The sequence below is a fragment of the Sporofaciens sp. JLR.KK001 genome (assembly GCF_036941055.1).
Taxonomy (GTDB): domain Bacteria; phylum Bacillota; class Clostridia; order Lachnospirales; family Lachnospiraceae; genus Sporofaciens.
The window spans coordinates 103,607-129,143 of record NZ_JAYMNO010000003.1 but is presented as its reverse complement, the minus strand read 5'-3'; the positions used below and the strand labels follow the sequence as shown (position 1 = coordinate 129,143).

Sequence of the window (25,537 nt, the reverse complement as noted above, 5' to 3'; positions counted from 1 at the left end):
CTATGTTAAAATGAGAAAGGTGTCGCAAGCCAATCTCAAGAATAGGAGGCGGTCCAAATGGACAGTAAAAGTTTATCACACACGAGATGGAAATGCCAGTATCATATTGTATTCATACCAAAATATCGAAAAAAGAAATTATTCGGTCAGTTGAAATACGATGTACGGGAGATATTAAGTACCTTATGCAAATACAAAGGAGTAGAAATTATAGAAGGCGCAGTGTGTGCCGATCATGTGCATATGTGCGTGAGCATTCCGCCCAAGATAAGCATTTCAAATTTTATGGGATACCTGAAGGGGAAGAGTACGCTGATGATATATGACAGGCATCCGGAACAACAAAGTAAGTGGAATAAGGCATTTTGGGCAAGAGGGTATTATGTGGCAACAGTAGGAAATGTAACAGAGGATGCCATAAAGAAATACATCCGGGAACAGTCAGAAGAATCCCGGAAAGAAGAAAGTGAAGGAGCCGCTTTTTAGCGGCAGCAAGTAATATACGCTTGCGACACCCGCCTTTTAGGCGAGCAGTAACAGAGCCCTTGGGGGCGTTTTTCAAACCCCCACTTGAAGTGGGGGTTGGTGATTATGTTTTTCCAATATTCAGGTCAAGTTTTGCAAGTTCTATTTTTGCCAAGGAAGAAACTGCTTCAGGGGTAATATGTTCATCTATAATATCACGGCTTTTTTGATAAAAATCCAGTGCTGCATCAAAATGGGACAGGTTATATGCAATCATCCCTTTGCTGTTGAAGACGGAACCAAGCTGGATACAGTCATCTCCGTACAACTCTGTATAAAGCTTAAAAAGCAGATCCAGCAGGGGAACGGCACGTTTATAATAACCAATATCCCGATAGATTTCAGCCAAAGCCCACAGAAAGCCGCAGTCGTTTTCTGAATGGAACTGCCCCTGGAAAATATCATTCAGTGACCAGCTGAACTGAATCAATTCCTTTTTAGCCGCGTCATTCTGGGAGCGGATTTCCTTCATTTCCAATGTAATTTCATAAATGAAGCTCTGACATGCCTGATAAAGCTTCTCTGTAAATTGGGCGCGGATTGCGGATGCTATAACAGAGTGCATGTAATAGAGATAATGCTGCCGGCCATTGTCATAAAGCGGTTCTTTTTTTATCCAGCCTTTTTTGGCTAACTGATTCAGCGGGGTACGGTTTTTTAAGTCAAACCACTTTTTCGCTTTTTCAAATCCGAACTGGATATTGGGGATGGTCGAAATCTGAATCAGTAAATGCTGTGCTTCAGGGTGTTGGACGGCGAATTGAGGGAGACATAAACGGCAAATTATTTTTCCAACCTTTTTCGCATTGACTGCGCAGTGCTGTCTACAAATGCATAATACCGCCGAAAATGCAGCACGCTGTTGGTATAGCTTTTCTTTCGAAATCGAAAGGCCATGAATCCCATTATGAGATCCATAGCCACATGATGTATTTGGATTTTTTATTGTTTGTCAGCCAGAGTCGGCAGATAAGCCAAACCGGCAGCAACAGTTACGGCATCTACCTTCCGCATTAGATTGCTGATCCGCCCCTCATTCCAGAAAATATCAGAAAAATCGGATAGTTCACATCCCACATCATGGTTCGGGATGCACAGGTAGTTTCCGTATTTATGCACTCCGGCCAGGATGTGGAAGTATGTCCCCCGTCCATTCATCTCAGCTTCATACCATCCAGGCCGCCATCGCAGCAGGATAATCTCCCCTGTCCAGGTTTCTATGCGGGAACCATCCCTGAAAAAACATCTGTATTCCAAAAACAACACCCCCTATCCAAGATTCTGGCTGCTGACGGAGGCAAGTATGACTTCCGTGTCAATTGCTTTCTTCTCCATCTGTGCGCCAAGGGTAAGGGCATTTGTCATCAGGTTATCCACCAGACGCGGATTCCCCTGGGAATGGCTGTGGACAGCGGAAAGGGCGGCCTGCTCTATGATGGAGGCAGAGCCTCCCGCACAGGAGATCTTGTGGAGTACATACTGCGCCACTTCTGAATCTGTGAGCCCGGTAAAGTTGTAATGCACGGTGATCCTCTGGCGCAGGGCTTCGTGGACAGGCTTGCGCAGGGTATTGTTCAGGTGCGGTTCCCCGCACAGGATGAGCGTAAAGCAGTTCAGGGAGTCATAGCCGTAGTTCATGAGCATCTTAATGTCCTCCAGGATGCCTGTGGAGAGGTACTGGGCCTCGTCAACGGCCAGAAGAAGGGGCTGCTTCTTTTCCCGGTAAAGGTAGAGGATCTGCTCCTGTATGGCCCGGAACATCCCGGGTTTGCCGCCTCTAGGCTCTACTCCCAGTACAGAGCAGAGCTGGCGGTAGAACTCCATGACGCTTACGGTGGAAAGACAGATGTACTCCATATGGTAAAGGTTCGGGTTGAGCCCCTTTGCAAAACAGCGGAGTCCAAAAGACTTCCCCATGCCCGGGCGTGCCGTGAACAGACCAATGCCCCTGGTATCCTTGAGGTAATCCAGCCGGGAGAGCATCTCAGAGATGTCCCTGGAAAGGAAACGGTCTTTTTCCCGGGCCATCTGTTTGTCAAAAGGATTGAAAGACAATCCATAGTAAGAACGGAACATCAACAGCCACCCCCTAACTTTGAGTAGTCGATGCCAGGTGTATTGTTGCGCTTCGTCCTGCAGTTCTCATTCTTATCCGTAGGGCGGATGGGATAATGCACCCCTTCGTAAAGGATGAAGGCGGAGGACATGTCATCCGGGAGGAAGCGGATCTCCACTTTTGATGAGATAAACTGCATAGGGACGTCATAGGATACCTTGTCGATGGAGACGGTAGAATCCTTATTCACTTTCCTTGTAATGCGGTTCAGGAAACATTCCTCCAGCCATTCCCTGGACGCAGGTGTCCGTATGGAAGCGCGGGTCTGCTGGTAACGGGAAAGGGGTGTAGTGCCGATGCCGGAATGGAGGGAAGTATTATAGGAGCGCATGTAATCCTTAAGGAGTCCATTGAACTGTGCCAGGGAGCTTAAGGAATCCAGATCCAGGGTATAGAGCCAGGTTTCCTTGAGTGTCCGGAACTGGCGTTCTATCTTAGCCTTGGATGCGCCATCCCGGATTTTTGTATGTAAAAGGACCGTTCCGATGGAGCCGCAGATGAGGGAAAGCTGCCCGTTCGAGTAGCTGGAACCGTTATCGACATAGAGCTTAGAAGGGATTCCATGTGCAGCCACAGCATCCTTAAGCACTTTCTGGAAGTTATAAGCTGAGTCGTTATAGAAGAGCCCGCCGCCCACCAGGAACCGGGAATGGTCATCGATGATCATGATGCAGTAGACCCGCCTGCGCAGGCCGTCTTCTGTGATATATGGAAGGTAACAGGTATCAGCCTGCCACATTTTCCCAAAGGCGTCCTCTTCAAAAGCCTTCCTGTCCCGCATGTTCGGGTTACGTGCCGATTTCAGGTCATGTTTCTTTACAAAACGCTGGACAGCACACACGCTGACAGAGGCAGGGATGAACGCCTCTTCCACAAGGTGGCGGTGGATCTGCGTGGAGTTAAGCCTTGGGAAAGCTTCCTTAAGCCGGTAGATCTCCTCGATGGCTGTATCCGTCAGGACCCGTGTGCCGCCCTTGTCGGAGCGTTCCCGGGGCATAAGTGCATCGATGCCGCCGTTCTGGTAGAGAGACACCCACTTGCTGATAGTCTTGGGGCTGTAGCGGAAGGCGGAACCATCAGGCAGGGTGAGCGGGTTCTCGGTGATGCGTTGGTAATAGGCATTTCTGGACGCATCAGGATAAAGGCCATGGATGACCGGTGCGATGAGGGCAAGCCGGAACTGTGCCATGGCGGCAGCGTCCGAAAGGTTCTTTTGTTTGTTGTCCATAAAAATATCCTCCTTAAATGGTTTTCTGCCATTATAAAGGAGTTTCCTCAGGGAGACCATGCCTGGTCGTGTGGTCGTGGAAAAGCAGTTCAGGGACCGAACACTTGTTGGCAGTAAGACGCCGGATTTTTATGGGACTGGAGGAAGGATTTTGCAAAACGGCGGACAAAGGCGGAAGCAAAATCAGAATAGGAGGGCTGGGAGAACAGTGTCTTCAGGAAGGAGAGGGAAGAGACTTCCATAGAGGAAAGTGCCCCGAGCCATTCTTCCTTCTGCACCAGGAAGAGTTCCAGAAAACGGTGCAGTTGGGAAAGGGTGATGGAGAAACGCCTGCAGAGGCCCTCTATAGTAGAGAGGTGCAGGAAATACTCTGCCAGGACACGGAGGATGAAGAACAGGCCGTAGCCGGAATAGGGGATGATGAAATCCGGGAGGATGGCATGGGTATGGCCGCAGGTGCAGATGAGGCGAAGGATGCAGAGGCTGTGTCGGACAGGGGCGCCATCTATGAAATCCACCAGGGAACGGTCATAATAGGCATGGATCTTGCAGCTGCCTGCTGCCCCACAGAAGGGACAGGTCTGCAGATGGGGACGGAATCCAACCATGAAAGACTCAAATAGTGCTTTTGATGAAGTTTTTATATGGATCAGCTTGCAAAATAGGGAGTTTTCTCTTATCATAGTATATGTCGGTAGTGCCAAAGCCTCACGAGTGGGACATGATCCCGTATATGGCAGGCACGCTGGTGTGAGAGAAAGAACAAACTGTAGGAGGTTGGTGTTCTTTCTCTTTTTTTTGTTCCAAAAAAACTATATCGGAACAGGCAGGAATGGTCAAGAGGAAAATGCGCCGTTTCCTACAGCGCGCTCTGATAGACAGTATTAAGAAGATGAGATTTTAATTCGATGTTTTTGTGCGGGAGATAGGAACTTTAGTTTGCTGGGCGACATTCAGGGCTGCAGCCATACACGGCAAAGAGTTTTTTCAACTGTTCGATTATCCGGCCTTCGGAATGCATCTTTTCATGAGCCGTAGTCACCTCTTCGGCACTGATGTGGAAGCCGCATTGAACCAGAGAATCGTAGAATTCATATAAGAGAACTTCCTCCGAATCTGCAATTTTTGCAAGAAGCTCAATGGTAACGGTATGGCGGTCTGCAAGCTGTATAATTTTCTTAAGCATGATATCGTCTTTTTGGCCAAAGTAATAGGAATAGAATAAAGTCATGCAATCGTTCTCAGAGAGCGCCGGGACAGGTATTTTGGTAAAAGACGGGAATCCCTCGCAGCGGCTCGTAATCAGAAAACGGCAGTTAAGGTATCCGCAGAGTCCAAGCAGGTGCTCATCATCAGCATTTTCTACGTTATCTATAATAAGCAACAGATTTTCATGGTATTGGTTTATGATGGAAACGGCCTTCTGGAATGCCTGTTCCATGTTATTGATTGTCCCATCCAGATTCAGGGCGCGCACGAGGGAAAGGGCGAAATCTCCATCTGTGTAATTCACCCATACAATGTGGGTAAAACCATAACTGGAAGAGGTCATACTTAGAATCTGTTTCAGAACTGATTTTGCAATTTCGGTTTTACCAATACCGCCTATCCCATGCAAGTAACAGGAATGTCCGGAAAGTAACTGCTCCATCAGGAAAGAGGTTGTATTTTGGCGGCCAAAAAAGTTGGAAGCCTGCTGGCAGGGGGCAGGGGTCAGCAGTTTTGGATATGTGGGAGCAGGCATATTTTCGGCAGAATGGATTTCTGTCATATAGTTATTTAGGGAATCAGCAATCTTTTCTGACGGCAGTAACTCGGTCCCTTCTATCGTTCCCAGAACCACATCAAGACAGGAAAGCAGATGGGAGCGGCTGGTACTATTGTCTGTTGTATAATTATTTTCCCAGACGGATAGATTGATATGAAAATATTTTTCTGCAAGGGAAATAAAGGCATTTGCCGCTTCAACTGCCTGTGGCTCCTGAAATTTTCCTTTACGGTTATCGGGAGAAAAAACATTTTCAAAAAGGCGTTTCAGCCTCTGGCGTGTGAGGGTATTTACCGGAACTGGGCGCTTGAGCCGGTCATTAAAATAGCCTCTGTCAAAGGAGGGCTGGGGGAAATCCCATTGTTCCCATTCAATCATAACAGTGCCAATGCATTTCATTAATAAGGTACGAAGGAAAGCGGAAGTGGTGATGATATCTGCCATGAGATTTTCTCCTTTCGTCAGGTTTAGAAATCCAACCATAATCTGACTGGAATCCAACTTCTCAAATATATTACAGTATATGCGTAAGCAAAGGTTATAGCTGTACAGACATTATACCATTGTTGGAAACAGAACGGTAGAGAAAGGAGAGGCTTGTGTATGAGTATTTTGGAGGTTGTATCAATTATTTCATGTATCTTTGTAATTCTTACTTATGTTGACCGTAGGAATAAGAAAGATGATTAGAGGAAGAAGCGGCTGCTCTATGCCTGGGTGGCTGCTTTTTGAGTACAAAAACCGCCCCTTAATCTGCAAAACTGGCCCAGTTCATTGTAATAGGTGCATATAAATGATAAGATAATACATCTTGCAGAGCCTGGAATGAAGATAAGAAAAGCTGGAGGCCAATATGAGCGATATACTAAAGACAGAAAGACTGACAAAGACCTATGGGAAATGCATAGCCGTAAATCAGGTGAGCGTAACAGTGCGCCGGGGAGACATATACGGGCTGATTGGGAAGAACGGCGCAGGAAAAACTACTTTCATGCGTATGGTGCTGGGGCTTGCCTCACCGGATAGCGGACAGATGGAGCTCTTCGGCAAAACAGATTTAGAGCAGCAGAGAGCGTATATCGGAAGCCTGATTGAAGAACCGGGCGGTTATCCCGGCATAAGCGCAAAGGATAATTTGGAAATCATCCGGAGGAATCTGGGCATTGCAGATAAGGCAGTCGCAGATCGTATGCTGGAGCTTGTAGGGCTGGAATCGGCCGGGAAGAAAAAGGTAAAGAATTTTTCCATGGGGATGAGACAGCGTCTTGGATTAGCCATTGCCCTGATAAGAAGGCCCAATTTCTTGATTTTGGACGAGCCAATAAACGGATTAGATCCATCTGGTATCAGGGAAATCCGGGATTTGTTATTAAAACTGAATCGGGAGGAACATGTGACGGTATTGATTTCAAGCCATATTTTAGGGGAACTGTCAAAGATTGCGACAAGGTATGGTATCTTACGGGACGGCGTACTGATTGAAGAGATTGGCGCTGATCAGCTGGACGTAACATGCAGGCGGTATCTGAAGCTTACAGTGGATGACGCACAGAGGAGTTCTGATAGTTTTCCACCATTTGTTTCAATAGAGAAATAATCAATAAGTAGCACTATTAAAAATTATTACAAAGAGATAAAGGGAAGGTCAATGAGAACACTTTTTTTAAGTTCAAGTGGTTTGAATGAAAAGACTACTAAGTTATTTTGGAAATGTATCGGCAAAGAACCCCAAAATACAAAAGTGATTTTTGTTCCATCTGCTGCAATCGGAAATGATGGCGCAAGAGAGGGCATTATCGTATGCTTGGAGCGACTTATGAGTATGGGGATACCTATAAGTAATATCTTTATATATGATTTAGCACTTCTGCTCTCCGACAGATATAAAAGGACGTATTCAAGCTATGTTGATGATATACCCACACAGATTCGTTTAATGAATGTTGAAGAACTTTCTCAGTATGACACGATTGTTTTTTGCGGTGGAAATGCCTCAGTACTTCTAGGCGAAGTAAACAGAACAGGGTTTTCAAAACCTTTAAAACAAGCAATAGAGAATGGTTTGGTATATTTGGGGATTAGTGCAGGAAGTATGATTGCCGCAGGAAATTTTGCTGATGGATTAGGCTATTTAATAAATCCGCTGATACCACACGCTGAAACAGGAAATCCTTGCGGGAAAATATCTAACAGCGATTCGATAGAATTGTCTGATGGTCAAATTGTATTGATTCAGGGCGAGCGTCAGGAAATTATTTGCTAACTTCCAGTTTATCAGAGAGTAACACAACAAAAACAAATTCGGGCTTAAAAAAAGGAAAATTTATGTTTGAGGACGGTCGAAGCAAAAAAGTTATTTTTATAGCGCATTGTGCCATGTCCTGAACTTTGCTGTTTAGGCCACTTATAAATATTTTTTGACGCAAAATGGCAAAATTTCTGCATAAGAAAAACACTTATGCCAATGCTGGTATAAGCACAAGGTTTCTAACGGTTAATCCTGCCGCAATGACCTCTTTGCCGTAAGCTGTTGTAAAATACTTATAAGTTCCTTGAACCCGTTCAATAATCCCATGGAGACGGAGCCGCTTAAAAATTCTCGACATGGCAGACGGACTGATATCCTCCAGATGGCGGCGGATATCCTTTCCCTGCATTCCAAAAGTCATGTATTCGCCCCGGCTGATCACTTCCAGTACCAACAGATCTTTTGGGGAAAAGAAGTTCAGCCCACGGTAGGAACGGCCTTTCTCCTTAACAGCCTCTGTTGCTTTTGTAAGATTCTTCTTTCCGCCGCTGTGGTCATCAAAGGATGATACGAATTCCAGATACCGGTAGTTGGCGGCTTTCATGATTGTGAATAACTGATACAGGCTATAAATACTTTTTTTCAAAGGCGCTTTTTGTTCTGTGGAACTGCCGTCCCTGTGTTCCACTTTCCGTTTTACACGAAAAGTCCCGATGTCATTGCAAGTACTTTCTATCCGTAAGACACAGCCAAATTTATCATACATTTTAATTGATACATCACCCATATGGTGTTTGATTCTCGTACCGAGAATACGCTGGTTATAGTTTGTACCGACTTCTTTCTTACAGTTATAGGTAATGCGCTGTCCCAGGAATGCAGCGATGTTATCCGGCTTTACCGTAAAGATTGCCGTCCGGATGATCTCATCATAAAGGGGCTCCAGGTCACAGGCCTGTTTGAACATGATATCGGTTGCGCACTCAATCTGTTGGACTGTCCAAGTGTAGCCGAGACCGAGCGATTCCGCAATGGGACAGTAGCGTTTTGCAAATACATCCAGGATTTTATGGAGACCTTCCGGGTTGATTCTGTCAGATAGTTTCTGGGCAGTTTCGACATCTGAGATTTCAAGGAAGGCGTTATCATGCATACGGTAAGTGATCCCTTTCTTTTGCAGCTTATGGGCCAGAAGATTATGACCGTTCATGTAGAACTGTAGTCGGAAGGGAGCCCAGGTGGGGACCCGGAGATAACACAAGCCGAGTTCTTTATCTATAAAATAAAAATAATAATGGAGACATTTGCTTTGGTCAAACTTAAGGAATGTTTTTCCGGTTGTTTTATCATGCCATGGCTTATAAGTATTGCATTGTTCCATGGCAGAAAAGATATGAATCAGCCCCTCAGACTTACCGGTTTTCTGAATGATCTCCTGGATGCGGTCATCTTTTCGGAACGCCCGGAGTTTCCGGATGAACTCAATCTGGATGCCGTTTTCATCTGCAATACGCTGGGCATTGGCACGAACCTGTTCCGTAAGAGGCTGGGAGAAACTAGAAAAATCAAAAATACGGATGTTGTTGGCTTTTAAATAGCTGGTCATACCTTCCGCATAACTCCATCCGGGGATATAGCCCTGGATGATCATACGGTCATAGCAAGTGATGATACCATTCATTTTGTCAGCATATTTATCCGTAAGTAACATGAACACATCCTCCAATAGTTTTCTTTATTGTACTTGAAATTTGGAGGAAATGCAAAAAACTTTTCCGGTTTATCCGGGTTAGGGTTTAATAGAGAAAACAATGATGGGGCAGATGTTCCTGTCGTTATTGAAAATACCCGTATTTGTAAGGAAATGCAAAAAGCGGAATCTTACAAAATGCTAATGGTTCAATGAGATAATCGGGATTATTGGTGCAAATCGCTCGCCGAACTGCGGTGTTGAAACCACATCAGATTTTAACAAAGAGATAAGCGGTAAAGGTATTTTTATGAGCGAACTTAGCAATAGAATAAATGCGGAAAACTTGAATATTCCTATGCTGGGTATCAAAGGCACTGATAATGTTCTTGAGCAAGTAAAGTCTATCATTCCAGTTTGTCAGGACTTTGAATAGATATGGAAAATGTAATTTGAAGGGAGAATAATTCAATGAAAGAATTTAGTCAAGAAGCAGAACAGGTCATGATTGAGCGTTTCGGGAAAGATACGATTATATCATTAGCAACAACGGAAAATGCAACGCCTTATGTGCGATACGTCAATGCCTATTACGAAAATGGAGCATTTTATGTCATTACCCATGCACTCTCAAATAAAATGAAGCATATAAAAGATAACCCTGTTGTTGCAATCGCCGGCGAGTGGTTTACAGCACACGGGAACGGCGTCTGTCTGGGTTATTTCGGGAAAAAAGAGAATTGTGTAATTGCTGAAAAGCTGAAAAAAGTCTTTGCTGAATGGATTGATAACGGTCATACTGATTTTAACGATGAAAACACCATCATTCTGCGTGTGGAATTGACAGATGGCCTGTTGCTCTCGCATGGTACAAGATATGAGTTTTAATTTTCAAATTTCCTACTGTGTTAGGTCAAGTATTATTAAAGCTTATCCTAACCGTTTGCAGGTAGGCTGCTTAAGGAGGCTCCATGAAAGGATTTAACCGGCAAAACAAATTATTTTCCCTCTGCGGTTTGAATTGTGGGCTTTGCCCCATGTTTTTGAATCAATATTGTCCTGGCTGCGGTGGCGGTGAGGGGAACCAGTCTTGTAAAATCGCAAGGTGCAGCATGGAGCACGACAGTGTCCAATACTGTTTCCAATGCAGCGAATACCCTTGCGAAAAATACGATCATATTGACGATTTTGATTCCTTTATAACACATCGAAATCGAAAATCCGATATGGAAAAGGCCAAACGCCTTGGAATAGACGCTTATAATGCAGAGCAGGCGGAAAAGGCCAACATTCTGGGGATTTTCCTATCCCAATATAATGATGGCCGTAAAAAGACACTCTTTTGCGTAGCCGTCAACCTGCTGGAGTTGCAAGAACTGCAAACGGTACTTAAAGAAATCGACCGTCAACCTGATATGGAAACACTGACGCTCAAAGAAAAAAGCGCTTTTGTTGCTGGATTACTACAGGATGCAGCGGCAACGAAAAATATTGATTTAAAGCTACACAAGAAAAAGAGATAATGTATTTGAAAAAGCGCCACATCACTATCAGTTAGCCAAAATAAATCTATATTACTTAATGCGAATTTCTGTTTGAAGTATCAAAAACTATGGATATAATGATAGATAGGTGGTGATAAAATGTTTAGAATAGGTGAATTTTCAAAGCTGGTGCAGGTATCTATTCGTATGCTTCGCTACTATGACGAGGTAGGACTTCTGACACCGGCAGAGGTTGACAAGTGGACGGGACACCGACTGTATTCAGTAAAGCAAATACCGCGTCTAAATAAGATTCTGTATTTGCGGGATAGTGGACTAAATGTTTCGGAAATTGCGCTTGCCCTGACGATGGACGAGCAATCACTTCTTGCACAACTTGACAAAAAGCGCATAGAGATAGAAAATGCAATACAGACCGAACGAGAAAAACTGCGGAAGATCGAACTTGCAAAAAGTGAAATACAGGGTGGTAAAGGAGAACTGCACTATAACATCTTCGTTAAGTCGATCCCCGCGTATCAGGTGCTATCCTTGCGGAAAATTGTACCAAACTACTATTCCGAGGGCGACTTATGGAAAGAACTTTCTACTTTTACAGGTGCGCAAAAAATAGAAATAACGGGCAATACATTTTCCATTTATTACGATACAGAATTTCGAGAGACAGATGTTGATATTGAGCTATGCGCCCCGGTAAAGAAAATGGGAAAGACAAAAGAGCCGTTTTGTTTCCACATGACAGAACCAGTCCCGTATATGGCTTGCACAATGGTTTATGGCGATTTTGCAAATATAAAAGGTGCCTACCTTACCTTTGCCGAATGGTTGCAGACAAACAGCGAATACAAAATGTCTAACCCGATGCGCCAAATCGTGCATAGAGGTCCGTGGAATGAGAATAACTCTGAAAAATATTTGATTGAGCTTCAGATTCCGCTGGAACACGCATGATTGTATAGACTTTGAAATGTCCTGCTAAAAATGTAGGGCGTTTTTTATTTTTCCCTATTGCATCTCACATGATGTGAGGTCTTATACTGGTTTTACCAACAAAAGCAAGGAGGAAAAATATGACCTATCAATTAAAAGCTATTGGCAAAGTAAAAAATGATGAAAATGGAACATTTATTCAGTTAGAGCCGGAGTACATTCCCGGACTGCAAGCCTTAGAGGGCTTCAGCCACATCAATGTCCTTTGGTGGTTCAGCGATTGCGACAACGACGCAGACCGGAATGAATTACAGACAGAACAGCCCTATAAAGGTGCGCCCGAAGTCATGGGTGTATTTGCAACACGATCTCCTGCGCGTCCGAATCCTATTGCATTAACAGCGTCCGAAATTATTAACATTGATTTCAGTAACGGCATGATTCGTGTTACATTCATTGACGCAAATGACAATACGCCCGTGCTTGACATCAAGCCCTACACTCCGAGTTTTGACCGAGTTGAAACGCCTGGTGTTCCCGTATGGTGCAGCGAATGGCCGAAAAGTACAGAAGAGTCCGGCTATTTTGATTGGGGACAGGTATTCAAATTTTAAGAGGTGGCTTATGAAATTACAGGATTATGCGCAGAATAAGCCTAAGTCATCGGGGATATGTGGGTGTATCTCATTGAAAATGGCCGCATGGCAAAAGTAGCATTTCGCCTTTCTACTGCCTATCAAGGCAACCGACTTATGACAGAAGCGCTGGCGAGAGTAGCTATCTTCTGTTTTGAAGAAACAGAATTTCAATCGCAGCCAATCTAAATACTACTGTTGAAATGGGAATGTCCCATGCGGAAGGTACTGCACAAAACCTTTTCACTTATTTTGCAGGCGGCCTTGTCCAAAATATTCCGGACCGGCTGCAAGATGGTTTTGTTAAGAGAGAACTCTCGGCAGGAGAATACATCGTTTGCAGAGTCGAAGCAGAAAATTTTGAGAATTTGGTGACGGTAGCTTTGGATCAGGCCAGCAAGTACCTTTTTGGTACATGGTTGCAGCACCACAGTCTGGCCACAGAGCCCTTCTCTGCAGAGAAGTATTACAGAGATGCGGAGGATATGGCCTACATGGAAATTTGGGTTAAGCCCCTGTCGCTGAAAAATAAAAGCTAAGGAGGAAAATAGGGATGGATTGGAATTCGCTCTATTCAAAAGGAAAGAAGTTACTTTTGTAAGACAGTCAATAACCATGTAAGCAATCTGCGGAAGAAACTGAAAATCACGCCGGATTCCCCGGACTACATCAAAAGCGTTGTTGGCGTTGGTTGAACAAATAATGAGTTCTGATTTTCTTGACACATAAATACTACAGGTGTAAGATATATGAAATAAAAGGTATTGTATCTACAGACGCAATGGAACATCCAACCGTACAGGTGGAATATTTTCAGGAGGATGGAGGCAGATATGGAAAGGAAAAGGAGGCAGCCTTACAAAAGGAATAAAAAGCGTATCCACATCGTTGCGGCTGTCCTGTCTGTAACCGCAGCATTTGCAGCAGTCTGCGGGATTGTTTATTTCATGAGGGGCAGCGGCCGGGAGACGCCGGAAGAGCTTCTTGTCAGATATATGGAACAGATTGGGCAGCATAATTATGAGGAAATGTACCGGATGACGGATCCGGCCCATTCCGCATATACGGACAAGGAAGCTTTTATAAAACGGAATTCTGCCATTTATGAGGGAATAGAGATTGAAAATGTCCGGGTCGAGGTTCTGGAAAATGACAGAAATAATAGCAGGGAACAGGATAGCGTAGCTTACCAGATGTCCTTTGACACCCTTGCCGGTAATCTCCGGTTTGAAAACGAAATGCAATTTACAGATACGGAGGATGGATATAAAATCATTTGGCATGACGGCCTGATCTTCCCGGAACTGGCTTCCGAAGACAAGGTGCGTATCGAATCAAGCCCGGCAGAGCGGGGGAAAATATTGGATCGGAATGAACGGATGCTTGCCGGGCCTGGAACCGCCTCATCAGTGGGACTCGTACCTGGAAGGCTGGAGGATCGGGAAAATGCCTTACATCAGTTATCCAGGCTGTTGGACATGGATCCGGAAACAATCCGGAACTGTCTGGACGCAGCCTGGGTGACGGAGGATTCCTTCGTTCCGCTCAAAACGGTTCCGAAGGTCAGTGAGCTTGATCTGATGGCGCTGGATCCGAAGGAAGATGTGCTTGCGGAGAAAGCACGGCAAGATGTACTGCTTGCCATCCCGGGTGTCATGATCAGCGACGTGGAGGTGCGGACATATCCATTCGGTGCTGCAGCCGGGCATCTGACCGGCTATGTAAGAAATGTGACCGCCGAGGATCTGGAGGAGCATGCGGGGGAGGGTTACAACGAAAACAGCGTGATCGGCAAAAGCGGCCTGGAAGCACTGTTTGAAAAGGAATTGAAGGGGCAGGACGGATGCAGCATTTATATAGAAAGGGAGGATGGCAGCAAAAAATCTGTACTGGCCAATCTCCCGGTGAAAAACGGGCAGGACGTCCGGCTGACCATCGACACGCAGCTCCAGGAAGCTTTGTATCAGCAGTTCCAGGAAGATCCAGGCTGCTCCGTTGCGATGGATCCCTGCTCGGGAGAGGTACTGGCACTGGTCAGTACACCCTCCTTTGACAGCAATGAATTTATCCTGGGTCTGTCTGATGCCCGGTGGAATGCCCTCAATGAGGATGAACGAAAACCGTTGCTGAACCGTTTCCGGCAGATCTGGTGTCCCGGGTCTACGTTAAAGCCGGTCATTGCGTCCATCGGTTTGAAAACAGGTGCGGTCGATTGGCAGGAGGACTTTGGAAATGAGGGGCTGAGCTGGCAGAAGGACGCTACCTGGGGAGACTATTATATAACGACGCTTCATGCGTATGAGCCTGTGACCATGGAAAATGCTCTGATCTATTCGGATAATATTTACTTTGCAAAAGCGGCGCTGGGGATTGGTGCAGATGTATTGGAACGAGAGCTGAACATCATGGGGTTTGGGGAGCAGATTCCCTTCGAGATCGTGATGCCCCCATCACAGTATTCCAATACGGAGCATATCGAATCGGAGATTCAGCTTGCGGACAGCGGCTATGGCCAGGGGCAGATCCTGGTCAACCCACTGCATATGGCCGGCTTGTATACAGCGTTCTGTAATGGGGGAAATGCATTGAAGCCGCGGCTGGTATATGAAGATGAAGCTGACATGGACGCGGGCAGCAATACCGGTGCTGAAATCTGGCTTCCGCAGATTTTTTCGGTGGAAACTGCAGCGCAGGTTCTGGAAGGCATGAAAAAGGTGGTGAACAACCCGGAAGGAACCGGCTATGCGGCACATCGTGAGGACATCGTGCTGGCCGGAAAAACCGGGACAGCAGAGATCAAGGCATCTGTGGAGGACACCGAAGGGACAGAGATCGGCTGGTTCGCCGTATTTACCGCAGAAAAGGACGCGGAGGATTCACTGCTGATCGTGAGTATGGTGGAGAATGTAAAAGAAATCGGCGGCAGCGGGTATGTAGTCAGTAAAGACAGGAACGCGCTGGATGCATATTGGGGGAGCGGACAGTAGGTGGTTTACTGTCCGTTCTAAAACTTCCGCATAAATGGGGGCGGCTTGTTATGCTTTGAAATATGATAAAATTTTATCCCAATACGCTTCTAAGGTTTTAGGATCGGAATTGAAGATTTCGTGCTTACTCCCCTTTACCCGGATAAGCTTTGCATCTATACGTTTCCTTCTGCATAATTTTTTCACAAACCGTTCCTGTTCCTTTTTAGAAACATAGGTCTCGTTTTCTGCCTGAAAAATCCTTGTGGGGCAGGAAATCCGATGCCATGCTTTCTTTTGAAGATTACGGTTTAACCGGTGCGCCTGCCAAAGCCACCCATAGGAGGCTGCGTTCATCTGAAATAACGGCTCCTTGCTGCGTTTTTCCTGATAATACAGGAATCTGCATTGAGAAGCGGACGCACTGTCGGCATATTGCTCCGTTCCATCATAAGGGTGGTTTCCCGGCAGATAGCGTTCTTCCCTGCCGGCCATACAGAACACCTTTGCAACGAGGCATGCCAATGGCCAGGGGGTCGGAGCAGTGTTTGGGCGTATCATTGGTGAAGAGAGGATAAGCCTGGAATAGAGCCGGGGATCCTGCGCGGCTGCACATGCGGCGATTCCGCCGCCCATAGAGTGGCCGTACAGGCATATGGGAAGGCCGGGAAATTCCTGTGCCGCAATGCGGCTTACGAAGAGCAGGTCCTCTACATATCTTTTATAGTCATCAATATGTACCAGAGAAAAATCTTCAGTATTACTGCATAATCTGTAGCTGCGGCCGTGTCCGCAGTGTTCCGGCATGAAGACATGATACCCGCCGCGGAGAAAGTAATAGATATTTTCCAGATGCTTATCGGTTGTCTCCGTATAGCCGTGGGACAGGATGACAATCCCCTGCGGATGGTCTGCAAGGCAGCGCAGGTAAAAAATCTTTTTTCCCTTTTCCCGCTCACAGTAATTTTCAGTTTTCCTCTCTGCAAGATAGGGCAGAACCATCGACTCCATCCTTTCCGCATATTTTTCTGCCGGTATGATCAGATTATGAATTGTTCTTTTATCCATTTTATGAATCTCCTTTGTAACCATTTGCACAGTTACCGTATATCCTGGTTGATTTTGTTTTCATCATAAAACAGGAATACAATTCCACCTAAAAAGCAGAAGCATGCGGCTGAAAATGCTGCAATACGGTATCCAGTCCCCGATGCATTCCCAATTGTAGAAACCGCTGTAAACAGGAGCATAGAGAGGCTCTGGCCCAGCTTAAAGGCAAAAGTCCTTGCGGCATAGAACATGCCTTCCCGGTTGCTGCCGCTGCGCTTCGCATCGCTCTGGGCAATGTCGGCGACTACTGCCTGCGGAAGGATTCCAAAGACCGCCATGGGCAACGAAGCCGCAATCATAAGGAGCAGGCCCTGCGCATTGGCGGAAATAAACGAGATCCTTCCAAGGAATCCGGTATAAAGATAGGATAACGAAAAGATTACAAATGCCACAACTATCAGTTTTTTCTTGCCAAGCTTCGGCGCCAGCTTATTGATTGGGATATAAAATATCAGTGACAATGCCGTCATGCCTACAAAATAGAGCGTGGTCATTGTTTCCGGAAGCTTCAGCAGGCTGGTGACGAAAAACGGAAGGCCTGTCTGGAACATGGTAATGGCAATCCAGTACAGGATGTCTGAACCTACGAATTTCCGGAATTCTCCGTTGCGGAATGTGGAAACAAGAGAAGAAAACGCAGTATCCTGTGAAGGGACGGTATTGACATATTCTTTTTCGCGTATGGACCAGACCGGTATCTGCATACAGAAAAATGCGATGACAGCCATAATTGTGAATGTTGTGCGGATAGCACCTACACGGCCAAATACCGGGATCAGAGTTCCCCAGATGACCGGCGCCAGATAGGCGACTGCGGTTCCTGCAATAAAAGTAAAAGAAATTACAGTGGAAATATTTAAGCGTTCCTGCTGGTTGTGCCCCAACTCCGGAATCAGGGCATTATACGGTGTACAGTAAGCTGTAATTGACAGATAATATACCAGTACCATTACGAACAGGAAAATGGCATTGGCCCAACTGTTCCTGTTGACCGGGGACCAGAATATCAGTATGGTAGACAGAGAAAGAGGCAGGGCCGCCCATTTCAAAAATGGGATTCGCCGGCCATTTTCAGAGGTACAGCGGTCTGAAAGCGATGCGATCAACGGATCTGTGAATGCGTCAAAAAGCCGTCCGAAGGTAGTAATGCCCCCGATTACCGTAAATGATTATTCTAATGCTTGAGAGCCACTGTTTTAAAGTTTCGGAGCCACCGATTTTGTATATTTTAATGCTTGAGAGCCACCACAATATGTAGTAACACCACGGGCATAGTAAGGTTATCCTTAACCGCTTGATTACCCTACACCAGAATTGCTTTAGAACTGCAAGGGCTGCAATGCAGTGCATTTACCCTTGCAGTTCTAAAGCAATTCTGGAACAATATAATAAGCGGTATAAAATAGCACATACTATATCTAGTATTCTTAGATGACCCTCAAACATTAAATTACAAGTGGCTCCGAAGCTTTAAATTGGTGGCTCTCAAGCATTAGAATATTCAGGCAGGCACTTTTTGTATGATGACAACTGCAGCCACATCTGTTTCCATGGAAGGGAAGGAGTGGTGGCTTGCCAAAAGCCTGCCGCTGCCGGCACGGACAGTCCTGGACGCAAAGCTTTTGATGAATCTGATCCTGATTCTGCCTTTTTACCTTGTGTCGGAGGTTTTCCTGCTCCTTGCATTAAAGCCGGGATTACAGGATAGCTTCTGGATGATGGTGATTCCGGCGGTGATCCTGCTGTTTGCCTGTGTATACGGGATTACCGTTAATCTGCATTTCCCGGTTCTGGATTGGGAGAATGAGGTAAGCGTGGTCAAACAGAGCGCTTCAGCCGTACTTGGCGGCATGGGCGGGGCTGTCCTTGCAATCCTTGGCGGCGCGGGCGCCTGTCTGGTTCCGGAAGGATATTCCGGGGGATATCGGGCTGTTCTGTGTGTGCTGCTTCTGGGGATAACATGTCTGATGTATCGAAAGAATAACCGCATAGATTTGCGGGAACTTTGAGCAGAACAGGACTGATATCTGACATCATGCAATATTGTATGTGGGAGCTGTGATGAAAAAGGGCATAGGGTGAAAAGCCTGATAAAAAACAGTGTGGTATGATTTGAGCATCAAATAAAGGAGGTGCCGCAATGCACGCATGGGAAACTATAGACCAGTCATTGAATTATATCGAGGAACATTTATCAGGAGAAATCTCTACAGAGGAGCTTGCCGATATGGTTGGCTTGTCCCAATTTTATTATCAGCGTCTGTTTAAACGTCTGGTCAGAAAACCGGTCCAGGAGTATGCGAAACTCCGCCGTTTGGCAAAAGTGGTTGAGGGGTTAAAGGATACGGACCGAAGGATTCTGGATATTGCTTTGGACTACGGCTTTTCAAGCCATGCAAATTTTACTAGGGCTTTCAAGGAGACATATGGGATTACGCCGGAGGAATACAGGAAGACCTTACCGATGCTTAATACTTTTGAAAAGCCGGAAATTTCTATGAATTATGTACTGGTGGACGAAGGGGTTCCGCTGGTGGTGGGCGGTATCGTCCTGGAGATCCAAAGAAAGACGTTGGAAAAACCGGAAATTTATCTTGGCTTTGAAGCAGAAGTTGAAATTTCCAGACAAATACCCGTCGGTGAAAGCACCGGCATAGATGTGCCAGGACAGCTTTGGAAACAGTATCATGCGAAAAAAGAACTGCTTGCAGCGAATCTCAACGGCAGGGTGGAAATAGGGATGTCCCATATGGGAAATTTCGCACAAGGGGTGTTCAATTATTTTGCGGGCGGAATGATCCAGAAAATGCCGGAGCAGCTGCCGGAGGGATTCGTAAAGCAGGAACTTCTGCCGGGCAAATATATTGTCAGCAGAATCGAGGCGGAGAATTTTGAAGACTTGGTAACGGTGAAGCTTGACCAGGCAAACAAATATCTATTCAGCACATGGCTGCCTCGGCACAACCTCACTACAGAACCATTTTCGGTAGAAAAGTATTTCCGGGATGCAGAAGATATGGCGTATATGGAAATCTGGGTGAAACCGTTGCTGCCTGAAAAGGAAAAATAAATTTGGGAAGATGAGGTATAAGCAAAGCCGACAGGCAGGGAGTTCCCTACTGTCGGCTTTGTTTCGATTTTATTCATTATTTTTTATTCTGGCCTCAAACATTTTCACATCACGCATGGAATATTTCGCCGCTTTCAGTATTTCTACCAAAACGCGTATCTCATATTCATTACAATCTCTAAAGATTTCATTTGCTTCTTTGCTAAATACATATTTAGTTTTCAATACCGTATCACATATCAACTCATCGACCGACACTTTTAGAAGATTTGCTATAGCAATAAGCGTTGTCAGGCTGACGCTGGAATTACCGGTTTCAATATTGCTGACATGCTGAGGTGTAACTCCTATCTTTTCTGCCATAATTTCCTGAGTCAGATCGGTTTTAAGTCTTGCTATTTTGATTCTCTTACCTATGGCTTTAAAATTAAGCTCCATGGATGGGGGTACTCCTTTGATATAAGTATTTCTGTACATTGTAACCTTTGTAAAACTATATTATAATAAAATTATAAAGTTAATCATTCTATGAGTTATAGTTCTATCACAGAATACATTTTATTCATGGAATTTAATTTGCAGATGACAGGCAAATAAGCAGTAATAATTTTACAAGGGCTATTTAAGCAGTAAAACAATAAAATCTATCCATGAGGTTCCGAAAATAAGAGATATTTTATATTTTTTATTGAAAGTATTCATATAAAGGTATACCATATAAAAAGACAGATATATGTTTGCAGTTGGCGGAATGATAGGAAATCGTGATGTAAAAATATAGATATGTTTAATTAAGCTAAATAGCGGGGATTGCCGTATTTACCTGTGTCTGAGGTGTTTTTTGCAACTTGCCGAAAGAAATATCCGGAAAGAAATAGATGGAAAGAAAATTTTGCTTTTTATATGGTAAATAATGGTAATTAGCAGGAACTGCTGGAATCGTATATTGGTATCTGATATAATTTCAACCAATTTGTGGCGCAGATATGAAAGGTACAGGAGACATTAATATGGATTTGACGGGAAGATTTACTGGTAAATTAGGTGGAGAAACGGATTTTAACAGCGTAAGAAATGCGATTGAATCTGTTGATGCTTTTTTTTCAAGCGTACTGAGGAAGGAGACAGAGGAAGAGGAATGTCTTCAGTTCTTTTTTAAAGATGAAAAGGCAGCACAACCCAATGAGCATTACTTTGATATTATGGACTTTTGGAAAACAATAGAGCCTTATGTATGGAACTGGGCTGGAGAAGATTTAAAGGATTTTTGGATTATCCGCGTTATGAAAGAGGTTGAGACTGTTCGGGAAGTAGCGAACTATAATAAGATTTTGGATCAGGAGACGAAGGAACACTTATATATTCTCAGGAGGATGTCGGAGTCTATTGAGGATTTGCCCAAAAAGGGAACAGCTCTAAAGCTTTGCAGGGATGAGAATGCTGACAAAATAGAAGTGGTATATTCACTGAGATATTTTGATGAGCAGTGTTACCATCCATACCGGGAATTCATCATGCAGAATCTCTATATGCTGCTGAAAAATGGTGGCAGGCTCCTGGTTACTACGAGTCAGGATGAGTATTTTGTGTATGAAATGGGTCATTTTGAATGGAAAAGAGATAGGATGGACAATCAAGAGGCATATAAAATATGTATGAGCAGAGAGGATTCAGCGATTAGAAAAGGACTGATTGCCGGTTTTGTCTACGATGAATTAAAATAGTAGGAGAAATATAAAAATCAGGAGCTGTCCAGATGTCTCAAAACGGTCAGTTATCCTGATTTTTGTATTACATTTATGTTATAGTATGAAGTATACATATAACATTATTTGCTCTTCCCCGCTATTTTTTCTCACTGCCACCTTACATTAATCAAGGCACTGCCACACATTTTTAAAAGTATTCATACAATTGATAAGGCTCGTAACAAATGATTTTGCGGAAAGCACTTTTTTCAATATAGGGCAGTATGGTATCTAATATGGTCAGATTGCTGCTGGAATAATAAAAAAATTTGCCTTGAACATAGAGAAGCACCCATGACGAACCCTTATTATCTATCAAGGTTTCCATAGGGAGCAAGGGCGTCATTAGCAGTTTTTCAAGAAACAATCTCATCTGCCATTTGTCTGCTGTATCCAGGTTTACTGCCGGAAAATCTTGAAGCTCTTTATAGGTTATCTGCCATATATGGGGAGGGCGTTCCATAGCTGCAGCGGAAATTGGTTTTATCAGTACAGATGAAATATCTTTCGTATAGCAGGTGTGAACTGCCTTTTCACGCTTATCATCTGTTATTTTTTTCTTACTGGCAGTTTCTTGCAGAGGATTTCTGTTTCCCGCTGTTGTCAGAGATTTCCCTGCTAGCAGGCCCTCCAGGCGCAGAGGGCTTTCTTCCATAATTTCTTCCTGTTTTTCCTGTTGTGTTGAAGGCTCAGGAGCCGGTCGGAAATGCAGCTGAAAGCATTTTTTCAAAATGTTTTCAATCTTTTCCGGCGGCAAAGCATGATAATTACTTAGGAAGAGATTATCAAGGTATTTTTTTGCAATTTTAAAATCATCTGCAGAGAGCTTATTTTTATTATTCTGTTTCAAGGTATGGATGATATTTTCGGAGATGGACAACATATCCGATTGTGATTTTGGCACCTTTTCCATATATTCAAAAGCCAGCCGATTTAAAGGTATTACTGAGACGGATGATTTTTCCGATACGGGAATCATTGCCCGGAAGTGGCGGCAGGTAAGACCGGATTCTAAGAGAGCCTGTAAATTATTCCAGCTTCTCAGGGCATAACCAATTAATATGGATTCCTGCATTTCCCACTGGTTTTTAAAGAGCGGAGAATAGGCACATAATTGACAGGTTGAATTACATTTATATTGGGAGATAATCGTAAAACAAAGTTCCGGATGCTCCGTATTCAAGTCTTCCCCTTTCGTTTCTTCCGGAATCACATGGTTCGCCTTTAAGAAACTGATCAGTTCCCTATCTTCTAATTTCTAATTAGGATATTTTGCTTTAAATGCAGACTTTGCAACGTTGAATATGCGCTGCTGGTCGGGAGTACCATCTCTTTTCCTGATATATTTGTGGCATGCCGGGACATATAATCCTTTTTTCATCTGTATTTCTCTCCTTATTGTATTATTTTGTCGGAAGTCCTTTTGAAATCCAATATCGTATACCCATAGCTTAACAGAGCCCTCCGGAATGCTCAATGAAAGAATAAGGAGAAGATGTCGCAAAACATGGAATGGGCAACAGAATAAAAGAGAAAGGCAGGGGAACAGATAAGTTGTCTTAATATCAGATATGTTTTCCTCGAAGGACAGCTGTAATATGTATTTGGCAGTATATGGCGTTTTGTGGATTTGAAAGAGCATGTTTCTTTCTATATAATAAGGATATATTTTTTTAGCGAGCCAAAGTGCGGAAGGCTTTTTGTACAATTCCTGGAAACAGGTATCAAGAAGCAGTCTGCCTTTGGCTTTTTTGGGGCTTGCAGGAGAAAGGAGGAGAGAAACAAAAAGGCAGATTTCCCGCACTTAAAAATTTATTTAGCCGCAGGGCTAGCCGAGCAGGGATATTCCCTGCCTTTTCATTATTATATCAGGAGGAAAACGATGATTAGAAAACAAAGAATTATGTCAGGAACCCTGGCATTCTTAATCTGCTGCACAACAATACTTCATTCAAGTATGACGGCGTTTGCAGCAGAATCTGCAAAGCCGGAAATCCAGACAGTGGAATCAGCAGAGGATAAGGCACCGGTTCAGGAAGATAACTTTATTTTGCATAATGAGGGTGCATCCAATCTGCCTTTTTTATCTGAAATGAAGGAACGCTTAACAGAAGACGAGTTTGTTATTGCCCAAGATATATCCATAAAAGCGCAGACAGACTTCGATATCGAACATGATTTTACCAAACTGTTTTTTGCAGAAGAAAAGGTAAAAATTATATTTAAAAATGCCGTTGATGAAAAATTAACCAACGCATGATTACATTTTGTTTCAAGAAATGAATATCCCGCTAATTTACACATTTCTTCAAAACGTTGAGAAGAAAAGGTTATATTTGATTTGTGAAGAGAATGTTTAATTGCTATTTCCCATACATTGGAAAAACTATAATAAATATTATTATTTTCCGATAACAATATTTCTCTTGCTTTTTTGGATAATTTAGGACTATCTGTTATTGCCCAAATTAAAATATGTGTGTCTGCTAGATAATTCATTTTTTTATATCCTCAAATAAATCAGCAATTTCCTCGTCCCATTTATCAAAATCAGTTGGCTCTTCAATAATTCCCTTTCCAACGCCGATTCTTTTTGATACATCTATCGCCTCTGTAGTAGATTTTAAATTATTTTTTCCTATAAAAAAAACAGGATTCATATTATTTATTACTTGCTCAATAAAAGCAGCGCCTTCATCTGACATGTTAATAATGCGTGCACATACCTGTTGCTGTACGGTCATTAAACCACATCCTTTCTGAATTATGATTTGCATTTATAGTGTTAATACTTTATATTATATGTATCATAACATGGTAATCTTTAAAATTCCACCCTCTTTTTATGTGCTTTTCTCATGTGTTTTTTTCAAAGGGACAATATTTGCCGCACGTTTCCGATTATCATTGGTCATCTCGGCATAATGCTTTTTGGTAGTATTTACATCTTTATGCCCAAGAACATCCGCTACCAGATAAATATCTCCAGTTTCTTTATATAAAGCTGTTCCATATGTACTCCGAAGCTTATGAGGGGTAATTTTCTTATTTGTATTTATCATTGTACAGTATTTTTTTACCATAACCTCGATACTGCGGACCGCCATACGATTCCCTCTAAGCGAGAGAAATAATGCTTTCTCTTCATCATTGCCTTTCAATAGGGCATCCCTGGGGGATAGTTGTTTTATCTCTTCGTTCGTATTTTCTGGTTCTTCCTGAATACCCAAATAGTAGCAGAGGGCGTCCCGGACATCATCTCCAAAGTATATGTATGCTTCATTTCCGCCTTTCCGGATCACACGGAACGTCTGATTATTAAAATCTACATCTGTAACATCCAATCCGGCCAATTCTGATACTCGCATTCCGGTCCCCAAAAATGATGTTAAAATAGCACGGTCACGAGCCATGGTAAGATTATGAAACTTTTTCTGGCGGTCTGTCATATTAGTCGGGCTTTCGACTGCATCCATTAAATCAAATATCTGTTCCTGATCCAGTGTAATGATTACTTTATCATGAACTTTGGGCCGTTCAATGGCATTTAAGGGATTATTTGAAACAATCTGCCGTTTATTAAAGAAGCTGTACATATTACTAAGGGCAGACAGTTTCCGTGCTTTTGCAGATTCACCGTTTCTATATTCAGTTCCTTCAAATATATAGTAGTTAAGATGTTCCAGATATTCGTCGATATCCGCCGGCGTCATTTCCTCAAGGACTTTAAGGGGAATATCCTTAATTTCGGAATCTCTGTATATGGGATTTCTCATAACAACAAATTGTAAAAAGGTATAGATATCCCGGCAATACCCAGTCTGTGTCCTTGGAGATGTTGACGAAGCAATTCCCCTAAAATAATCCGTACAAAAAGGAGGCATTTGCTTCAGCAACGCCCTCAAAGCCAGTATATTCTGTGTTCGTACAGTATCCGTATATTCACTCATAAAATAATCCTCTATTCTCTTTCACCCATATTATTGCGTAAAATCTGC

26 protein-coding genes and 2 pseudogenes are annotated in these 25,537 nt (G+C 43.8%); 14 read left to right on the top strand and 14 right to left on the bottom strand.

From position 1 onward, the window contains the following. Nucleotides 1–57 precede the first annotated feature (57 nt). A complete protein-coding gene (gene tnpA / locus VSQ62_RS30780; protein WP_286145363.1) occupies nt 58–486 on the top strand; it encodes an IS200/IS605 family transposase in 429 nt (142 codons plus the stop codon). A gap of 103 nt (nt 487–589) precedes the next feature. Here the strand turns inward: tnpA and VSQ62_RS30775 are convergent, their stop codons facing one another. The 6 genes from VSQ62_RS30775 to VSQ62_RS30750 form a co-directional block, all read right to left on the bottom strand. Next, nucleotides 590–1,090, bottom strand: coding sequence for a tetratricopeptide repeat protein (locus VSQ62_RS30775; RefSeq protein ID WP_334638624.1), 501 nt, complete (start codon nt 1,088–1,090; stop codon nt 590–592). A gap of 377 nt (nt 1,091–1,467) precedes the next feature. Further along, nucleotides 1,468–1,782, bottom strand: a complete 315-nt coding sequence (locus tag VSQ62_RS30770; RefSeq protein WP_016217795.1) for a DUF6618 family protein — start codon at nt 1,780–1,782, stop codon at nt 1,468–1,470. Nucleotides 1,783–1,794: 12 nt separating this feature from the next. Next, nucleotides 1,795–2,601 (bottom strand): ExeA family protein, encoded by an 807-nt coding sequence (locus VSQ62_RS30765; RefSeq protein WP_120397164.1) that lies wholly within the window; start codon nt 2,599–2,601, stop codon nt 1,795–1,797. Beyond that, nucleotides 2,601–3,869, bottom strand: a complete 1,269-nt coding sequence (locus tag VSQ62_RS30760) for a DDE-type integrase/transposase/recombinase (protein ID WP_120397163.1) — start codon at nt 3,867–3,869, stop codon at nt 2,601–2,603. Before VSQ62_RS30760 ends, VSQ62_RS30765 begins: the two co-directional genes overlap by 1 nt. Nucleotides 3,870–3,958: 89 nt before the next feature. Further along, entirely contained in the window at nt 3,959–4,477 is a 519-nt protein-coding gene (locus VSQ62_RS32570; protein WP_350339938.1) for a DUF6431 domain-containing protein, read from the bottom strand. 326 nt (nt 4,478–4,803) lie between these two features. Next, the gene (locus tag VSQ62_RS30750; RefSeq protein WP_334638623.1) at nt 4,804–6,081 is read right to left on the bottom strand and encodes an NB-ARC domain-containing protein; all 1,278 of its coding nucleotides are present in this window, start codon (nt 6,079–6,081) and stop codon (nt 4,804–4,806) included. A 409-nt stretch (nt 6,082–6,490) separates the two neighbouring features. Here VSQ62_RS30750 and VSQ62_RS30745 point away from each other — a divergent pair, with 409 nt between their 5' ends. Together VSQ62_RS30745 and VSQ62_RS30740 are read left to right on the top strand one after the other, a co-directional pair. Continuing rightward, a complete protein-coding gene (locus tag VSQ62_RS30745; protein ID WP_334638622.1) occupies nt 6,491–7,234 on the top strand; it encodes an ATP-binding cassette domain-containing protein in 744 nt (247 codons plus the stop codon). Nucleotides 7,235–7,285: 51 nt separating this feature from the next. Continuing rightward, on the top strand, nt 7,286–7,900 hold the full coding sequence (locus tag VSQ62_RS30740; protein ID WP_334638621.1) for a Type 1 glutamine amidotransferase-like domain-containing protein: 615 nt from the start codon (nt 7,286–7,288) through the stop codon (nt 7,898–7,900). 193 nt (nt 7,901–8,093) lie between these two features. On the opposite strand, the gene VSQ62_RS30735 is transcribed toward VSQ62_RS30740, so the two are convergent. Continuing rightward, nucleotides 8,094–9,596 (bottom strand): MarR family transcriptional regulator, encoded by a 1,503-nt coding sequence (locus tag VSQ62_RS30735; RefSeq protein ID WP_334636781.1) that lies wholly within the window; start codon nt 9,594–9,596, stop codon nt 8,094–8,096. Between the two features lie 450 nt (nt 9,597–10,046). Between VSQ62_RS30735 and VSQ62_RS30730 the strand changes: the two genes are divergently transcribed. From VSQ62_RS30730 to VSQ62_RS30700, 7 genes and pseudogenes are all read left to right on the top strand, one after another. Beyond that, entirely contained in the window at nt 10,047–10,463 is a 417-nt protein-coding gene (locus VSQ62_RS30730) for a pyridoxamine 5'-phosphate oxidase family protein (RefSeq protein WP_334638620.1), read from the top strand. Between the two features lie 83 nt (nt 10,464–10,546). After that, entirely contained in the window at nt 10,547–11,098 is a 552-nt protein-coding gene (locus VSQ62_RS30725) for a DUF3795 domain-containing protein (RefSeq protein WP_016220574.1), read from the top strand. Between the two features lie 120 nt (nt 11,099–11,218). Then, on the top strand, nt 11,219–12,031 hold the full coding sequence (locus VSQ62_RS30720) for a MerR family transcriptional regulator (RefSeq protein WP_334638619.1): 813 nt from the start codon (nt 11,219–11,221) through the stop codon (nt 12,029–12,031). A 119-nt stretch (nt 12,032–12,150) separates the two neighbouring features. Then, nucleotides 12,151–12,624 carry a tRNA (N6-threonylcarbamoyladenosine(37)-N6)-methyltransferase TrmO gene (gene tsaA / locus VSQ62_RS30715; RefSeq protein ID WP_016220572.1) on the top strand — a complete coding sequence of 158 codons (474 nt, stop codon included), beginning with the start codon at nt 12,151–12,153 and terminating at the stop codon, nt 12,622–12,624. 185 nt (nt 12,625–12,809) lie between these two features. Further along, nucleotides 12,810–13,184 (top strand): annotated as a pseudogene (locus VSQ62_RS30710) (GyrI-like domain-containing protein); the annotation flags it as partial. An 18-nt stretch (nt 13,185–13,202) separates the two neighbouring features. Then, nucleotides 13,203–13,340: a winged helix-turn-helix domain-containing protein gene (locus VSQ62_RS30705; RefSeq protein WP_331496446.1), complete on the top strand. Its 138-nt coding sequence runs from the start codon at nt 13,203–13,205 to the stop codon at nt 13,338–13,340. 138 nt (nt 13,341–13,478) lie between these two features. Beyond that, nucleotides 13,479–15,632, top strand: a complete 2,154-nt coding sequence (locus tag VSQ62_RS30700; protein WP_334638618.1) for a penicillin-binding transpeptidase domain-containing protein — start codon at nt 13,479–13,481, stop codon at nt 15,630–15,632. Between the two features lie 48 nt (nt 15,633–15,680). Here the strand turns inward: VSQ62_RS30700 and VSQ62_RS30695 are convergent, their stop codons facing one another. After that, nucleotides 15,681–16,679 (bottom strand): alpha/beta fold hydrolase, encoded by a 999-nt coding sequence (locus VSQ62_RS30695; protein WP_305182905.1) that lies wholly within the window; start codon nt 16,677–16,679, stop codon nt 15,681–15,683. Between the two features lie 32 nt (nt 16,680–16,711). Beyond that, nucleotides 16,712–17,887 (bottom strand): annotated as a pseudogene (locus VSQ62_RS30690) (MFS transporter); the annotation flags it as partial. Nucleotides 17,888–18,241: 354 nt separating this feature from the next. Between VSQ62_RS30690 and VSQ62_RS30685 the strand changes: the two are divergent. Together VSQ62_RS30685 and VSQ62_RS30680 are read left to right on the top strand one after the other, a co-directional pair. Beyond that, entirely contained in the window at nt 18,242–18,730 is a 489-nt protein-coding gene (locus VSQ62_RS30685; RefSeq protein ID WP_334638617.1) for a hypothetical protein, read from the top strand. Between the two features lie 131 nt (nt 18,731–18,861). Then, complete coding sequence (locus VSQ62_RS30680) at nt 18,862–19,791, top strand: AraC family transcriptional regulator (RefSeq protein ID WP_016220564.1); 930 nt, start codon at nt 18,862–18,864, stop codon at nt 19,789–19,791. 69 nt (nt 19,792–19,860) lie between these two features. Here VSQ62_RS30680 and VSQ62_RS30675 read toward each other — a convergent pair whose 3' ends face one another. Beyond that, nucleotides 19,861–20,229: a helix-turn-helix domain-containing protein gene (locus tag VSQ62_RS30675; protein WP_125126797.1), complete on the bottom strand. Its 369-nt coding sequence runs from the start codon at nt 20,227–20,229 to the stop codon at nt 19,861–19,863. Between the two features lie 572 nt (nt 20,230–20,801). Here VSQ62_RS30675 and VSQ62_RS30670 point away from each other — a divergent pair. After that, nucleotides 20,802–21,515: a hypothetical protein gene (locus VSQ62_RS30670; RefSeq protein ID WP_334638616.1), complete on the top strand. Its 714-nt coding sequence runs from the start codon at nt 20,802–20,804 to the stop codon at nt 21,513–21,515. A gap of 172 nt (nt 21,516–21,687) precedes the next feature. Here the strand turns inward: VSQ62_RS30670 and VSQ62_RS30665 are convergent, their stop codons facing one another. Together VSQ62_RS30665 and VSQ62_RS30660 are read right to left on the bottom strand one after the other, a co-directional pair. Further along, nucleotides 21,688–22,752, bottom strand: coding sequence for a hypothetical protein (locus VSQ62_RS30665; protein WP_334638615.1), 1,065 nt, complete (start codon nt 22,750–22,752; stop codon nt 21,688–21,690). A gap of 45 nt (nt 22,753–22,797) precedes the next feature. Beyond that, on the bottom strand, nt 22,798–22,920 hold the full coding sequence (locus VSQ62_RS30660; RefSeq protein WP_334638614.1) for a hypothetical protein: 123 nt from the start codon (nt 22,918–22,920) through the stop codon (nt 22,798–22,800). Between the two features lie 243 nt (nt 22,921–23,163). On the opposite strand from VSQ62_RS30660, the gene VSQ62_RS30655 reads away from it, so the two are divergent. Next, nucleotides 23,164–23,799 (top strand): hypothetical protein, encoded by a 636-nt coding sequence (locus VSQ62_RS30655; protein WP_334638613.1) that lies wholly within the window; start codon nt 23,164–23,166, stop codon nt 23,797–23,799. Between the two features lie 235 nt (nt 23,800–24,034). Here the strand turns inward: VSQ62_RS30655 and VSQ62_RS30650 are convergent, their stop codons facing one another. Together VSQ62_RS30650 and VSQ62_RS30645 are read right to left on the bottom strand one after the other, a co-directional pair. Next, complete coding sequence (locus VSQ62_RS30650; protein ID WP_160282614.1) at nt 24,035–24,283, bottom strand: hypothetical protein; 249 nt, start codon at nt 24,281–24,283, stop codon at nt 24,035–24,037. Between the two features lie 99 nt (nt 24,284–24,382). Further along, the gene (locus VSQ62_RS30645) at nt 24,383–25,489 is read right to left on the bottom strand and encodes a tyrosine-type recombinase/integrase (RefSeq protein ID WP_334638612.1); all 1,107 of its coding nucleotides are present in this window, start codon (nt 25,487–25,489) and stop codon (nt 24,383–24,385) included. Nucleotides 25,490–25,537 lie beyond the last annotated feature (48 nt).